At 64.2% G+C, this 14,560-nt stretch carries 12 protein-coding genes and 1 pseudogene; 7 read left to right on the top strand and 6 right to left on the bottom strand.

Annotated elements, in window-relative coordinates; all coding sequences use genetic code 11:
• Nucleotides 1-52 precede the first annotated feature (52 nt).
• The gene (locus tag OK015_RS21820; RefSeq protein ID WP_268126061.1) at nucleotides 53-1,426 is read left to right on the top strand and encodes a cytochrome P450; all 1,374 of its coding nucleotides are present in this window, start codon (nucleotides 53-55) and stop codon (nucleotides 1,424-1,426) included.
• A gap of 6 nt (nucleotides 1,427-1,432) precedes the next feature.
• Here OK015_RS21820 and bcp read toward each other — a convergent pair whose 3' ends face one another.
• Nucleotides 1,433-1,906, bottom strand: coding sequence for a thioredoxin-dependent thiol peroxidase (bcp, locus tag OK015_RS21815; RefSeq protein ID WP_268126060.1), 474 nt, complete (start codon nucleotides 1,904-1,906; stop codon nucleotides 1,433-1,435).
• A 91-nt stretch (nucleotides 1,907-1,997) separates the two neighbouring features.
• On the opposite strand from bcp, the gene OK015_RS21810 reads away from it, so the two are divergent.
• From OK015_RS21810 to OK015_RS21790, 5 genes are all read left to right on the top strand, one after another.
• Nucleotides 1,998-2,225 carry a DUF3618 domain-containing protein gene (locus OK015_RS21810; protein WP_268126059.1) on the top strand — a complete coding sequence of 76 codons (228 nt, stop codon included), beginning with the start codon at nucleotides 1,998-2,000 and terminating at the stop codon, nucleotides 2,223-2,225.
• Between the two features lie 61 nt (nucleotides 2,226-2,286).
• Nucleotides 2,287-2,889, top strand: a complete 603-nt coding sequence (locus tag OK015_RS21805; RefSeq protein WP_268126058.1) for a TetR/AcrR family transcriptional regulator — start codon at nucleotides 2,287-2,289, stop codon at nucleotides 2,887-2,889.
• A 343-nt stretch (nucleotides 2,890-3,232) separates the two neighbouring features.
• On the top strand, nucleotides 3,233-3,952 hold the full coding sequence (locus tag OK015_RS21800; RefSeq protein ID WP_268126057.1) for an ABC transporter ATP-binding protein: 720 nt from the start codon (nucleotides 3,233-3,235) through the stop codon (nucleotides 3,950-3,952).
• On the top strand, nucleotides 3,949-5,118 hold the full coding sequence (locus tag OK015_RS21795) for an ABC transporter substrate-binding protein (protein WP_268126056.1): 1,170 nt from the start codon (nucleotides 3,949-3,951) through the stop codon (nucleotides 5,116-5,118). The genes OK015_RS21800 and OK015_RS21795 overlap by 4 nt, the downstream gene beginning before the upstream one ends.
• The gene (locus OK015_RS21790) at nucleotides 5,115-5,951 is read left to right on the top strand and encodes an ABC transporter permease (protein WP_268126055.1); all 837 of its coding nucleotides are present in this window, start codon (nucleotides 5,115-5,117) and stop codon (nucleotides 5,949-5,951) included. Before OK015_RS21795 ends, OK015_RS21790 begins: the two co-directional genes overlap by 4 nt.
• 8 nt (nucleotides 5,952-5,959) lie before the next feature.
• Here OK015_RS21790 and OK015_RS21785 read toward each other — a convergent pair whose 3' ends face one another.
• Together OK015_RS21785 and OK015_RS21780 are read right to left on the bottom strand one after the other, a co-directional pair.
• Complete coding sequence (locus OK015_RS21785; protein ID WP_268126054.1) at nucleotides 5,960-7,699, bottom strand: DUF3556 domain-containing protein; 1,740 nt, start codon at nucleotides 7,697-7,699, stop codon at nucleotides 5,960-5,962.
• 122 nt (nucleotides 7,700-7,821) lie between these two features.
• The gene (locus OK015_RS21780; RefSeq protein ID WP_268126053.1) at nucleotides 7,822-9,813 is read right to left on the bottom strand and encodes a flavin-containing monooxygenase; all 1,992 of its coding nucleotides are present in this window, start codon (nucleotides 9,811-9,813) and stop codon (nucleotides 7,822-7,824) included.
• A gap of 82 nt (nucleotides 9,814-9,895) precedes the next feature.
• On the opposite strand from OK015_RS21780, the pseudogene OK015_RS21775 reads away from it, so the two are divergent.
• Nucleotides 9,896-10,260, top strand: a pseudogene (locus OK015_RS21775) (epoxide hydrolase N-terminal domain-containing protein); the annotation flags it as partial.
• Nucleotides 10,261-10,332: 72 nt separating this feature from the next.
• On the opposite strand, the gene OK015_RS21770 reads toward OK015_RS21775, so the two are convergent.
• The 3 genes from OK015_RS21770 to OK015_RS21760 form a co-directional block, all read right to left on the bottom strand.
• Entirely contained in the window at nucleotides 10,333-12,153 is a 1,821-nt protein-coding gene (locus OK015_RS21770) for an N-acyl-D-amino-acid deacylase family protein (RefSeq protein WP_268126052.1), read from the bottom strand.
• Between the two features lie 123 nt (nucleotides 12,154-12,276).
• Complete coding sequence (locus OK015_RS21765; RefSeq protein ID WP_268126051.1) at nucleotides 12,277-13,356, bottom strand: NAD(P)H-dependent amine dehydrogenase family protein; 1,080 nt, start codon at nucleotides 13,354-13,356, stop codon at nucleotides 12,277-12,279.
• Between the two features lie 48 nt (nucleotides 13,357-13,404).
• Complete coding sequence (locus OK015_RS21760) at nucleotides 13,405-14,433, bottom strand: Rieske 2Fe-2S domain-containing protein (RefSeq protein WP_268126049.1); 1,029 nt, start codon at nucleotides 14,431-14,433, stop codon at nucleotides 13,405-13,407.
• Nucleotides 14,434-14,560 lie beyond the last annotated feature (127 nt).

Here is a 14,560-nt window from a genome sequence, read left to right as displayed (position 1 = left end):
CGCATACTGCTCATAGAGGCAGCGCAGCCATTCGTCCGCAGGAGACGCCACCGTGAGCACGGAAGACACCCTGACCGGCAGAGCCGACACAGCCGGCAAGATCAACCGTTACCACTTCGATCGCCACACCCCGGAGTACCGCGAGCGGTTCACCGCGATCACCGAAGAGATGCATGCCAGGTGCCCGGTGGCGTGGACCGACACCTACGACGGGCATTGGGTGGCCGCGGGCAGCAGGGAAGTCTTCGAGCTCGCTCGATGCCCGCAGGTTTCCAACGACCACGACGTCACCGGCCAACGCCCCGCTTACCAGGGCATCACCATTCCCACGACGCCGCAGGGCGCCGGCATCCGTGGCGGCATGCTCGAGATGGACGAACCCGAGCACTCCGCGTACCGCAGCGTCCTCAACCCCTACCTGTCGCCGGCCGCCGTCAAGCGCTGGGTGCCATTTGTCGACGAGATCGTGCGGGCGAGCATCGACGAAAAGATCGAATCCGGGCGGATCGACTTCGTCGACGATCTCGCGAACATCACCCCCGCGGTGCTGACTCTGGCGATGATGGGCGTTCCGCTGAAGAAGTGGACGCTCTACTGCGAGCCGGCCCACGCCAGCGTGTACACACCCGCCGATTCCCCCGAATTCCCGGCCGTGATGGAGCAGTCGGTGGCGATGGGGATGGACCTGTTCAACCACCTCCTCGAGATCCGCGAGAACCCGCGCCCGGGCCTGGTCGACGCGATGGCGAAACTACGGATCGACGGCGAACCCGCCCCCGACCTCGAACTGGTCGGAATGCTCGGCTTGATCATCGGTGGGGGTTTCGACACGACGACGGCGCTGACCGCCCACGCACTGGAATGGCTGGGCGAAAATGCCGAGCAGCGCGAATTGCTGAGGCGGGAATCGGACACGCTGCTCGACTCCGCGACCGAGGAATTTCTGCGTTACTTCACGCCGGCCCCGGGGGACGGTCGCACGATCGCCGCCGATCTCGAAATCGCGGGCACGAAGTTCAAGGAGGGCGAGCGCCTGTGGCTATCCTGGGCGATGGCCAACCGCGATCCCTCGGTGTTCCCCGATCCCCATCGACTGGACCTCGGCCGAAAGAACAACCGGCACTTCAGCTTCGGGCTCGGCATCCACCGCTGCATCGGTTCCAATGTCGCGCGGGTGGTGTTCAAGTCGATGCTCACGGCGGTGCTCGACCGGATGCCCGATTACCGCTGCGATCCCGACGGCACCGTGCACTATCGGACCATCGGCGTGATCCAGGGCATGCAGCACCTGCCGGCCAGCTTCACGCCCGGCAAGCGGCTCGGACCGGGGATCGACGAGACGCTGGAGAAGCTGCAGCGGGTCTGCGACGAACAGGGGATTGCGCGGCCGATCACCGAATACAAGGACGCCGCCGTCATCGCTTAGACGTCTCTAGACGTCTAAATCGCGCCGAAGCTTGGCGACGTGGCCCGTGGCCTTGACGTTGTATTGCGCGGCGGCGATCTTGCCCTTCTCGTCGACCAGGAAGGTGGAGCGGATGACGCCGGTAACCGTCTTGCCGTACATCTGCTTCTCGCCATAGGCGCCGTAAGCGGCGAGCACCTTGCGGTCGGGGTCGGACAGCAGCGGGAACGTCAGCTTCTCCGCGTCGCGGAACTTCGCCAGCTTCTCGGGCTTGTCGGGGGAGATGCCGACGACGTCGATGCCCGCACCGTTGAGTTCGGCCAGGTTGTCGCGGAAGTCGCAGGCCTGTTTGGTGCATCCCGGCGTCGAGGCCGCCGGGTAGAAGTAGACGACGACCTGGCGGCCCTGGTAGTCGGCCAGCGATACCTTCTTGCCGTCGGCGTCGGGCAGGCTGAAGGTGGGCGCTTTGTCGCCAGCGGCCAGCCGCGTGGTCTCAGTCAAGGTACATCCCTTTCGGTTCATCCAGGCGTCGGCATTAGGGTAGTTCCTCAGGCGCACCAGGCGGACTACGGAGGACTTGGAGGGCAGCACAGTGGCGGACCGGGACCCCGAAGCCATCAAGCAGGAGATCGATGTGGCCCGCGATCAGCTGGCGGCCACCGTCGATTCGCTTGCCGAGCGTGCCAATCCTCGCCGCCTCGCCGACGACATCAAGATCCGGGTGATCGGGTTTGTGACCAAACCCGCGGTGGCCGCCACGATCGCAGGAGTCGTGGCCCTGGTCGTCGTGGTGGTGGTCCGCCGGGTCAGGAACCGCTGACGCGACCGCCCGACCAGACAGACAGCTCTGTCTAGGGCCCGAGCTCTGCTAGCGTCGCGGTATGGACAGCCTTGCCGCGGAGGCCGCCACCACCAGCACGCAACGGCCGCGCTCGGCGTCCCCCACCGACCGGCTACTCGTAGTCGCGACAAAACTATTTGCCACGCACGGGATTCGGGCGGTCGGCATCGAGCGGATCCTGCGCGAATCGGGTTGCGCGAAAGCCAGCCTCTACGACTCATACGGTTCCAAAGCGGGTTTGGTGGCGGCTTATCTGACACAGTTGGATCGCGCCGACCGGGATCGGTGGGAGAAGGCGACCGAAACCGCGGCCGGCCCCATCGAAAAAGCCTTGGCGTTCTTCGATCTCGCGATCGCCAAAGGACTCGAGGGTGAGTTTCCCGGTTGCTTGTATTCCAATGTCGCCACCGAGTTTCCCGGCGTGCGCTTCGAACCCGTCGACGGGCACCGCCGTTGGGTTCGATCATCGCTGACCGAGCTGATGAACTGCGCCGGTGCACCGCAGCCGGATGTGACCGCCCAGCAGATCCAGCTGCTCTACGACGGCGCGCTGGCGGGCTCCAAACTCGAGGAATCGGTGGAGCCGATCCGGCTGGGCCGCAGTCTGGCGGCCGACTTGATCGATCGCGCCTGCCGGCGATAACACCCGGCCGGGCCGGTTCGGATCAGCGCGATCCAATCGCGGCGGGCGTCATTTCCCACACACGCGGGTCACTGGGCGCGGCTCCGTGCCGTCGACGCCCACCCGATCGGCTCCCGCCGACCGACTGAATCAACCAGTGCAGCAACAGGATTCGTGGATACGTAAGCAGCTTGTCGGGCGATGGCGACGACACCGGGGCACCGCGGGTGCCGCGCCGTGGATGCAGACGTACGCGTTGCGCGAAGACAGCTCACATAGACAGAGCGGTCTGTCTATGGCAGCGTCGCCCTCGTGCCTGCCCTGCGGGGTGTGAGGCGTTCCGGGCTTCCCGAAAGGACATGACGTGGCAACTGGCACAGTGCGGATAGTCAGTGGCCACAAGAGTTTTGGGGCCACCGGCCCCGCGCTCGCCGGCATCGATCTGACCATCGACGACGGGGACTTCCTGGCCATACTTGGACGCAGCGGCAGCGGCAAGTCCACTCTGTTGCGGGTCATCGCCGGACTGGAAAAGCTGACCTCCGGAACGGTCGAGTGGTCTACCGGTAACGGCGTGGCCCGGCCGCACACGGGTGTCGTCTTTCAACAACCGCTCCTGATGCCTTGGTTGACCGCCCGGGAAAACGTGCTTTTCGCGGGACGATTCGCCGCGAACCGGGTGTCGTTCGAACCCGAATACGCCCAGGAACTGCTGCGTCGTTTCGACCTGGAGCGGGTGGCGGACCAATATCCCGACCAGTTGTCCGGCGGGCAGGCGCAGCGCGTTTCGATCATCCGCGCGGTGGCCACCCGGGCCCGGCTGCTGCTGCTGGACGAGCCGTTCAGCGCTCTGGATCCCGCCATTCGCGGTGATCTACGGACGTGGCTGGCTGATCTTGCCGTCGAGCTCGGGATCACCGTCGTGCTGGTCACCCACGACGTCGACGAGGCGCTGCAATTGGCCAGCCGGGTAGTGCTGCTTGGTCCCGACGGGCGGATCCGTCGGGAATGGCAACCCGGCGCCAGCGCCGACGAGGAACTCCGACGGGAGATTCTCGACCACTACCGCCTGGTCGAACAATGACCCCCCTGCTCTCCCGCCGGTCGCTGCTGGCCGGGACAGTCGGGCTGGCGGCGGCCGGCGGCGTGGCCGGCATCGCCGACCTCGCGCACGCCGCGAGCATCGACCGGACCAATACCAGCGGACAGCTGCGCATCGGATACCTGCCCATCACCGACGCCGCGCCGCTGTTGATCGCGCATGCCGCCGGGCTCTACCAGCCCGGCGTGGTCAGCTCGGCCAAACCGGTGCTGTTCCGCAGCTGGGCGTCGCTGGCCGAAGCGTTCGTCACCCGTCAGGTCGACGCCGTGCACATGCTGATGCCGATGGCCATCCAGCTGCGCTTCTTTTTGGGCAGCGCCGTCCGGGTGTTGGCCTGGAACCACACCAACGGCTCGGCGCTGACCGTCGCTCCGAACATCGGCGACTTCGGGCAACTAGCGGGAACGCAAGTGGCCATACCGTTTTGGTGGTCGATCCACAACATCATTCTTCAGGAACTGCTGCGTGCCCATGACCTGGTGCCGGTCGTACGCCGCAGTGCGTCGCGGAGTGCCCGGACGGTCGAGCTGATCGTCATGAGTCCCTCCGACATGGTGCCCGCGCTGGCCAACCGTTCCATTAGCGGTTATGTCGTGGCTGATCCGTTCAACGCGATGGCTCAGATACGCAAGATCGGCCGCATCCAAACCTTTCTGGGCGACGTGTGGCGCGACCACGCCTGCTGTGTGGTCCTGGCCCACGAGGATCTCATCGAGAACCGGCCACAGGCGGCGGCTTCCCTGGTCAATTCGATTGTGCTTGCGCAGCAACGCATTAACGACAACCGGCCGGCCGCCGCGGCGGCATTGTCGAGTGGAGCCTATCTGCCCCAGCCGCTACCGGCCATCAAGACCGCACTCACCTACAACCCGAAGGACTATCGGCTCGCACACCCGGATTGGCAGCCACAGCGGTTGGGTTACCAGCCGTTCCCGTTTCCGAGTTTTACCCGACGGCTCGTGGCGGCAATGCACGACACGGTCGTCGACGGCGACCGGCGGTTCCTGGATGGGCTCGACCCCGCGACCGCGCACTCGCAGCTGGTGTACGACAGGTTCGTGCGGGCGGCGCTGGATGCGCACGGCGGTGCCGCCAGCTTCGGCATTCCTTCCGACCTGACCCGAGTTGAAGAGGTACAACCGCTATGACCACACAGGGAGTCGATCCCGTCGACACCTCGGTGCCGGGCGAGGTAGTCATACCGGCGACGACGTCCGCACCGAAGTGGCCGTTTCTGCGACGCTGGTGGCCACCCGCGCTGGCCATCGGTTCCGCGGTTGCGCTCTGGTGGCTCGTCACCGCCGTGCTTGCGTCTCCGCAGTCTTTGCTGCACCAGACGACACCGGGCCAGGTGGCCAAATCCCTGGTCGATCTGTACAAGCGCGGCGTGCTGCTGGCCGATACCGAGGTCAGCCTGTGGCGGTTGCTCGTTGGGTTGCTGGTGGCGGCGGTCATCGGGATTCCCGCCGGATTGCTGATCGGGCTGAGCGATCTTGCCGATCGTGCCACTCGTCCCGTCGTTCAATTTCTGCGGATGATCTCGCCGCTGTCGTGGGCTCCGATATCGGTGGCGATCTTCGGAATCGGCAATGAGCCGGTCATTTTTCTGATCGCCGCGGCGGCGGTGTGGCCGATCCTGATCAACACCGCGGCCGGCGTGCACAGCGTCGACCGCGGTTATCTGGAGGTCGCGAAGTCGTTCGGGGCAACCCGCACCGAGCAGCTGACGGTCGTGGTGCTGCCCGCCATCCGCGGGCACCTGCAAACCGGCTTACGGGTCGCACTGGGAATCGCGTGGGTTGTGCTGGTGCCGGCCGAAATGCTCGGTGTGCGTTCTGGTTTGGGCTATCAGATCCTCAATGCGCGCGACCAACTCGCCTACGGTCAAGTGGTGGCGGTGATTGTCGTCATCGGCGTCATCGGGTACGTGCTGGATCTGGGCGCGCGGCGGCTGCTGTCGTCGGGGCGCGGTGACCGCTGAACGGGTTGTCAGCCCGTGCCGGCGGCGGCGCTGCGCTCGACGTGCACGGGGAGGTCGTCCGCCCACGGCTGAGTGGTGACCATGTCGTCGACGTCGACGTACCCGCGCTCGAATTCGCCCGTCGCCGCATCCACGAGCCGATACTCCTGCCGCTGCTTGTGGATGGGCTGCGCGTCGAGGATCACGACCCGCACGTCGCCCGGCTCGAATCCGCACCGCTGCTGTAGCGCCTCGACGAGGCACTCGTTGTGCAGGTGCCCGTCGCCGAAGTTCCACCCCAGCACCATCGCGCAGAGGACCTCGCCCTCGCAGAGGTTGTAGTCGTCCTCGTCGTAGCCGGCCAGCGCGCGGTGCACCAGCGTGAGCAGCGCGCGCCCGTGGGTGTTCATGCCGCGGAACGCCAGCGCCAGGTGCAGGGGGATCAGCGTTTCCTCCTTGCTGCCGTACAACCGCTCGAGCTGCAGGTGCTGCATCGGGCCCAGCGCACGGGAGCCGGTGCGGAACTTCTCGTCCATCGCCGGCTTGACGCACCACACCGTGGTATCCCAGTTGCCGGCGTAGTAGCGCATGCCGGGCAGGAACGAAACCTTGCGCGGGTACAGGTTTCCCAGCACCACGACCGACGCGATCACGACCAACAGCACGACGGGCCAGGGACCGCTCAGATCCGACAGCCCAATCGAAGCGTGCGACACGAACAGCCACAGCACACCGAAGATCATGAACACGTTCCACTCCAGCGGCACGCCCATCGGGAAGGCCAGCAGGATGTTCAGGTGAAATACGATCATCACGAACGCGGCGACCGCCGTCGGCCAGCCGCCAGGTGAGAACAGCAGCGCCAACGGCACCAGACCTTCGATCGCCGTGGAGAAATGGGCGATGAAACCCGCCAATGCGCTGGGCCGCAGATCATCCGGAAAGCGCTTGAAAAGCGACCGCTTGAGCACACCCGAGGGCAAAAACGGGTTGTTGGCCAGCATTGTCGAGATCACGAACGGGAAGTGCTTGGTGAGCTTCGATGCGGCTGCGCCGAGCCAGATCGCCATGAAGACCAGCTTGGCGCCGATGACGATGTCGGCCCCGGAGAACAAGAACACCAACGCCAGCGGACCGTACACCTCGGCGCGCGCGGCCAGGAAGATCACCTTGTCCCGCAAGCTGATCACCGCCAAGACGGAGAGGATCGCGACGGTCTGCCACTGCGGCAACACGCCAATCACCGTGCCCAGGGCAGGAATTGGGCCGGAGCCGTCGGACACCAGTGCCATCGCGAGCAAAACGAGCAGCGCGCCATAAACCGATGCGTCGAACGGCGTCCTGTTGTTGCCTTCGGTCAGCGGGACCCGGTCGGGCCAGGGTGGCAGCCGGATGGTGCCGGGCCGCAGCCAGTACAGGATCGATCCCATCGGCGGAAAATAACGTCCGGCCAACGGCCCGAAACAACAACCGAGGCCGACGACTTCGAACAGCATGGTGAACAGAACGGCCTTTTGGAACACGATCGGCTCCGACCACCAGGCGCCGACGTCGGTGAAGCCGCCGATGCCCGTTGTGCACCAGCCGAAGAACCAGCCCCCGAGGATGTAGAGCGCGATCTTCACCCCGTACATCACGTGCATCACCAGGGGAATGCCGAATCCGTTCTCGGCGATGTGGCGCGTCATCGGGATGATCCGCTCGGCGCGGGTGCCCTTGCTCCACTCGGCCACGTCGACGACGGGCAGGTTGGGCTGAATGAACCCCATTGCAGCTCCTTTGACGCGGCTATTTCACAGGGGTGCCAATCATCAGCCAGGCACCGAGGAAAAACTACTCCCGGCAACCACAGGATGGGACAGAAATTGCGACGCCGACAAAGTCGACCCGCTCATCGGGCATCCTGCTTGTGGGAAGCGCCCGCGCGCCGCAATTCATAGTCGTCGGGATTGGGACGGTTGGTCCACGTCCAATAGTCGAAAATGCGGAACCCGTACAACGTGGGGACGTGGCCCGCGACGTTCTTGTAGTAGCTGCTGGAGACCGCCGGGTGGGTGTACACCATTTCCTTGAGCCGTTGCCGGCTGCGGCGGTTGTAGTCCTTGCACACCTGTTCCCGCGGCGTGGCCGAGCCGAAACCGCCCGCGAGCACCATGTCGATACACCCCATGATGTAACGCATCTGGCACTCCGAGTTGTAGATAATGCTGGCCCCGTTCACGGCGTTCGTGCCCGGACCGAACATGCAGAAGAAGTTCGGGAAGCCCGGCACGGTGACGCCCAAATAGGCGTACGCGGAATCGCCCCAGGCCGTGTTGAGCTCGATGCCGTTGCGGCCGCGGACATTGATGGGTCCGAGTTGGTGATTGACGTCGAACCCGGTGGCCCACACCAGCACATCGGCGCGTCGATGTACTCCGTCGACGGTCCGCACTCCATCGGCGGTGATCTCGGCGATGCCGTCGGTGATCAGATCGACATCGTCACGCTGCAGCGTGGTGAGCCAGGTTCCGTTGTCCTGCAATGTCCGCTTGCCCATCGGGGGATACTTCGGGGTGACCTTGGCCAACAGCTCTTCGTCGGTGCAGAAGACGCGCATCCACGCGATGAACATCTCGCGAATCGCGTGGTTCGACTCGCTGCACGAGAGTCCGCCGTTGTCCCACTTCGGGTCGATCTTCACCTGCTCGTCGAGCGCGTCGGCGATCGGCCACCACGACACGAACCGCAGCCATCGTGCGTAGTAGGGCAGATGGCGGATCGCCCACCGCGCACCGTCGGGGATGGCGTCGTGGTAGATGGGGTTGGGCGCCATCCATTGTGGCGTGCGCTGGTAGACGTCGACGTGTTGAGTCGAGTCGGCGATTGCGGGCACCAGCTGGAATCCGCTGGCGCCGGCGCCGATGACCGCGACCCGCTTGCCCGCCAGATCGACATCGTCGCGCCAATCCGCGGTATGAAAGGACGGTCCGCGAAAGTCTTTGGTGCCCTTGATATCCGGAATGACAGCATTGCTGAACTGGCCGACCGCGCAGATCAGGGCCCGTGCGGTCAGCGTCTCGACCCGGCGGTCCGCCCCGCGGATCGTCACCCGCCAGGTTGCCGATTCCTCGTCCCAGTCCGCGCCGGTCACCTCGGTGTTGAACCGCACGTCGGGCGTGATGTCGTAGCGGGTCGCCACGTCATTGAGGTACTGCAGGATCTCGGGCTGTTCGGAGTAGTAGTGCGTCCAGTGGTCGAGTGGCTCAAACGAATACGCGTAGTATTGGTTGGCGATGTCCACGCGGCAACCCGGATAGCGGTTGGCCAGCCATGTTCCGCCCACACCCGGTTGCTTTTCGATGATCGTGTACGGCACGCCCGCAGCCTTGAGCTTGATCCCGGCCAGCAGACCGGCCTCACCGCATCCGATGACGACGACGGGGAAGTCGGCACGCTGCTCGGGTGTGGACTGCAGTACCGGCCCGCACTGATCGGCATCACTGAATCGCAAGTCGGCGGCCACGTAGTCGACGTACTCCTCGGTGACCTGGCCGGCCGACATCACGTCGAACATCACCCGCATCTGGTCGGCATCCGGGACGAACGGCGGGGGACAGCCCCGGTCGCGGTAGTCGCGAATCACGTCGAAGGCGTGGTTGCGCACCAACTTCTTGTCGGGTTCGCTCATGGCGCCCTGCAGGTCCATCGCGACGAGCATGAATGGCCGCGGAAGCTCCTCGAGCAGACCCATGTCGCCAGTCATGTGAACCATCGACATCAGCAGCGCTGGAACACTCGCCTGTTCGACCGCATCTCGAATGACGTCGTTGGAGTCCGCGAACGGTAGCCCGAGGAGTCGGCTCAGATCCGTCGATGCGGATGTCGAGGCAGGTAGGACCACAATTCCTCCGCATGACTAGACAGATCGTCGACAATGTCTAGTCGTAGGCTAGCATCGTGTCGAATCCACGTGAAGGAGGCTGATGGGCACCGGTCACGGGCTGACCCCCTACAAGATCGATGTCGCAGACGGCGAGTTGGACGATCTGCGTCGCCGCCTCCAATCCGCCAGGTGGCCAGACGAACTCGCCGGCGCCGGATGGGATTACGGAACGGACCAGTCGCGCTACGGTCGCTCGTGGACCGCTGGTGCGACGGCTATGACTGGCGGGCCACCGAGGCCGAGCTCAACGGCTGGGGATCGTTCATCACCACCGCCGCCGGACAGCGGGTGCACCTGCTGCACGTTCTTTCGGTTGACGAGGACGCCATTCCATTGGTGTTGGTTCACGGGTGGCCCGGTTCGATCATCGAGTTCCTCGATGTTCTTCCGCTGCTGCGTGAACGGTTCCACGTCGTCGTTTTCTCCATGCCGGGCTACGGCTTCTCGGGGCCGAGAACAAGGGATCTGCTGAATCTCTTATGTACGAATACCGTTCGCGTTGGCGTGGTGATCGATCACGCTGGGCTCCGCCGAGCGCGCGGCCACCGCAGGCGATCGCCGGCCGGCGCGCAGGAAGCTGCCGGTACGCACCTTCCCGAGGATGTCGGTGGGTTCGCCGTTGGCCACGACCTGCCGTCCGCTGATGAACACCGCAACGACGGTGGCGTCGTTGCGGTTCACCATGCGAGACAATCCCCCGTATTGCTCGACGCGCTCCTCGGCGTACTTCTCCAGGGAGTCGTCGAGGCGCTCGGGATCGATGATCGACAGGTCCGCCCGGTCACCGATGCGCAGGTGGCCGGCGTCGATCCCGTACCAGTCGGCGATTTCACCGCTGAGGCGGTGTACGGCGTGTTCGACTGTCATGAAAGGCGTTCCGGCATTCTCTGCGTCCCGCACGTGCTTGAGTAGCCGTAGGCCCATGTTGTAGAAGGCCATATTCCGCAGGTGCGCACCGGCATCCGAGAACCCCAACTGGGTGAAGGGGTCCTTGGCGAACTTCTTGAGCACCTCGGGTCGGTGGTTGGAGATCGTGGTGAACCAGCGGAGTTTGGCGCCGTGCTCGAGCACCAGATCGAGGAACGCGTCGACTGGGTGCACCCCTCCGCGATCAATGCCGACCTCGCCGAACGACTTTCCGATGACGGACGGGTCCGGGCAGTCCGTGATGATCGCGTCGAAGAAGTCGCGGTGCCACACCCGAATTCCGAACTTCTGGTCGTAGTCTTTGCGGAACCGCCGTCGGTAAGCCTCATCACGCATCAACTCGTCGCGTTCCAGACAGTCCGCCAGATGCATGGCTTCCTGCCCCGACCCGAACTCCTCGAAGATGACGAAGTCGATCCCGTCGGCGTAGACGGTGAACGGTACTGGGAGATGCTGGAAGCGGAAATCGGCGCCGAGCCCGTTGACGGCCGTGGCGAGTCCCTTGAGGAAGTAGAACGCGACAGGATTCGACTTGGCGTCGGCCGCGGCCAGCAATGTGGTCTTCAATGGCCGGCGAAACAACCCGATCGATTGCAGTGCCTGGACGACCATCCTCAGCGGCATGCTGATGTCGGGAGCTGATTGCAAGATGCGGCCCCGCGCGCGCACCAGGTTCTGGAGCCGACGGTTCTCTCGCCACTTGGCGTAGGTGGACGGCAGGGTGCGCGACCGGCAGAGCTGACCGTCGAGTTTGTCGAATTTCAGCTGGTTGGTGGACAACCCGATGAAGCCGGCATCGAGTGCCTCGGTCAGCATCTGCTCCATTCGCGCCACCTCGGCGCGGGTCGGCTTGATGTCGTCGTCAGTGGAACGCTCGAGTCCCATCGTGACGGTGCGGATGTCCGAATGCCCGATGAAGGAACACAGGTTCGGGCCGAGCGGCAGGTTCTCGATTGCTTTGATGTACTGCTGGCCACTGCTCCATGTCTTGTGCGCGCCGATCGACTTGATCACGTGCTGGCGGGGGATCGCCTCGACTCGGCCGAACAGGTCGCCGGCTTCTTCAGCGTCGACATGGATCGTCGATATCGAGCACGACCCGGTTGCCACCGTCGTCACACCGTGGCGAACCGACTCTGCCAACCCCGGGCCTTCCAAGACCTCGATGTCATAGTGCGTGTGAATGTCGAGGAACCCTGGGACAACCCACTTCCCTGATGCGTCAATGACATTGCGGCAACCGGTTTCGTCGAGGTCCTCGGCCGAGACCGCGGCGACGTGTCCGGCGGAAATGCCGATGTTGCGGACGGCCGAGGGTGCTCCGGTCCCGTCAAACCACCGTCCATTGCGGATGATCGTGTCGTATGACATACCCGTTCCTCGCCGTCTGGATCGGCAGCCGCGTCGTGGCGCGCTGCTCGCCTTTTCCGCCTGACCATACGCTCTGGATGCAAGTGGATGGTGACAGGCTACCCCATCTCACAGGGGAGACGGCTAGACCTTGAAGCGGCCGGCGAAGCCACGCAGCGGCAGGTCGGCGCTTGTCACCAGTCCCGGCGGGGCGGCGACGACCGACTTGATGGCATTGAGGGCCGGCAGGCCGGTGACGGTCATGCCGATGGAGGCGAAGTTGTCGGGATTGGACAGGTCGACACCGGGCTTCGGAAAGACCATGTGCTTGTTGTAGATGCAGGGGTCGCCCTTGATCTGAGTGATGTAGCAGCCCTTGATGTCCCAGCTGGGGTCGGTGTGCGGGGTCATTTGCCACTCGAGGTGCGTCTCCACCTTGGGCACGCCGTTGACCATGCCCTGGTACTTGATGTAGTTGCCGCCGAGAGAGCCCTTCGGCATCCGGTACCAACCCAGGTCGACGTCTTTGGTGCACGCGCCGAGTTCGTAGCTGAACTTGACCTCGTCGAGTTTGATGTCGAAGCAGTCGGCCATCATCAGCACGCTGTCAGCGAAGACCTCTGTGTACTTCCTCAGCTTGCCCGGGATCGATGGATCGTCGACAGGCAGGCCGTAGCCGACCTCGATCCAGGTGTCCTTGCTGTGGTGACACGACACGTCGACGGATTCGATGGTGGTGACGTTCTCGATTTCGGCGACGTCGGCGGAGCACACGACGCCGAGGATCTGGTTCAGGCCGGGGTTCATGCCCGTGCCGTAGAAGGTGGAGCCGCCCTTTGCGCAGGCCTCGGCGAGCAGCTCGGTTACCTTCTTGCCGGAGTGGTGCGGGTGGTTGACGTCGCGGTGAAAGCCGGTGATCCAGTCGGCGGTGGTCACGATGTTGATCCCGGCTTCGAGGACCGGGACGTAGAGGTCCTCGTCGGGAAAGACGCCATGGAAGGTGAGCACGTCGGGTTTGGCCGCGATGATCTCCTCGATCGTGCCGGTCGCCTTCACCCCGATCGCCGGTAGCCCGACGATCTCACCGGCGTCGCGGCCGATCTTCTCCGGCGAATAACAGTGCAGGCCAACCAGTTCCAAATCGGTGCGGTTGCCGAGCCGCTTGATCATCTCGGAGCCGACGTTGCCGGTGGCTACCTGGAAGACACGGACTGGAGCGTTCATTCGATGCGGCCTTTCGGTTGATGTTGTAGCCCGCTCGTTCGGCAGGACTCAGCGAGCCTCGGCGGCCATGGATTGCAGTTCGGCGGCACTGCCGCCTCGTCCGTCGGGATAGAACTGTCGGGCCCACTCGCGGATCGCGGTGAAGCCTTCGAACTCGGAGGCGGACAGCGCGGGCGGATCCGAATACCGTTGGTGTGACCAGATATAGACGTCCTGCTTGAACTGCCGGATCACTTCTCGGCCAAACTCCTCGGCCTTTGTTTGGTGCCGAGGCGTGTCTTTGCCGGGCACCCGGCCGATGTACACCGTGAAGCGCACGTCGGAGGTGTGTTCGTCGACCGGGGTGGTCGCCGAGATGGTCCGGTTGTCGATCATGCCGGAACTCTTGGTCACCGCGATGCCGATTCCGCCGTTGATCGCTTCCACCCCGCTGTCGATGTCGTCGATCGATTGGTTTTCGTCACCCTCGAAGGTGATGGTGAAGTCGACATAGGACACCGGCTGGGCGAAGTCATGGCGCATGAACACCGGCACGATCGGTGTCTTGTGCACGAACTTGAAATGGGCTACGTCGACACCGTTTTCCATCACGTACTGAGGATGCAGCTCTTGACTCGGCTCGTACAGAGTCTGGCGGGGGTAGTAGTCGGCCAGGCTGCTGCCGTCGTCGAAACTGCCGAAGATGTCGGGCACATCGAAGAACGGCTCGCGACCCTCGACGTCATGCCAGATGTAGGCCGACTCATTGCGTTCCACCACCGGGTAGGTACGCATCCTGCGTCCGCGGTTGGGTCGCTTCTCGTAGGGGATGCAGACGTTGCGGCCCTCATGGTTCCACTGCCAGCCGTGGAAGGCGCACTCGATGGCCTCGCCCTCGACATGGCCGCCGAAACCCAGATGAGCGCCCAGATGTTCGCAATAGGCGTCCATCACCGTCAGCCGTCCCGACTGAGCCCGCCAGGCCACCATCTCCTGGCCGAAGTAGTGCATCTTGTGCACGTCGCCGACGGAGATCTCGTCGGACCACGCGACCTGGAACCAACCGGTCGGCTTCATCGACAGCGGCGGTTTCGCCATCCGAACTCCTCTAACGGGCGTGTTGGGCTGCACGTGACACGTCGTCTGGTGAAGAAGCATAGTGCCCGCTACGGGGAATTCAAAGAGGGCTCTGTGAATCATTGAAATGCGTGGTTGAGCCGTTATT

Source organism: Mycobacterium sp. Aquia_216, from assembly GCF_026723865.1.
Classification (GTDB): domain Bacteria; phylum Actinomycetota; class Actinomycetes; order Mycobacteriales; family Mycobacteriaceae; genus Mycobacterium.
Note: the sequence above shows the minus strand (reverse complement) of the source record. Positions and strands in the feature narration are given on the sequence as shown.

Excerpts from the sequence above, each read along its gene's own strand:
- OK015_RS21790 (WP_268126055.1), top strand. The coding sequence starts at position 5,115 with ATGACCACACAGGGAGTCGATCCCGTCGACACCTCGGTGCCGGGCGAG.
- OK015_RS21795 (WP_268126056.1), top strand. The coding sequence starts at position 3,949 with ATGACCCCCCTGCTCTCCCGCCGGTCGCTGCTGGCCGGGACAGTCGGG.
- OK015_RS21765 (WP_268126051.1), bottom strand. The coding sequence starts at position 13,356 with ATGAACGCTCCAGTCCGTGTCTTCCAGGTAGCCACCGGCAACGTCGGC.
- OK015_RS21785 (WP_268126054.1), bottom strand. The coding sequence starts at position 7,699 with ATGGGGTTCATTCAGCCCAACCTGCCCGTCGTCGACGTGGCCGAGTGG.
- OK015_RS21805 (WP_268126058.1), top strand. The coding sequence starts at position 2,287 with ATGGACAGCCTTGCCGCGGAGGCCGCCACCACCAGCACGCAACGGCCG.
- OK015_RS21760 (WP_268126049.1), bottom strand. The coding sequence starts at position 14,433 with ATGGCGAAACCGCCGCTGTCGATGAAGCCGACCGGTTGGTTCCAGGTC.
- OK015_RS21770 (WP_268126052.1), bottom strand. The coding sequence starts at position 12,153 with ATGTCATACGACACGATCATCCGCAATGGACGGTGGTTTGACGGGACC.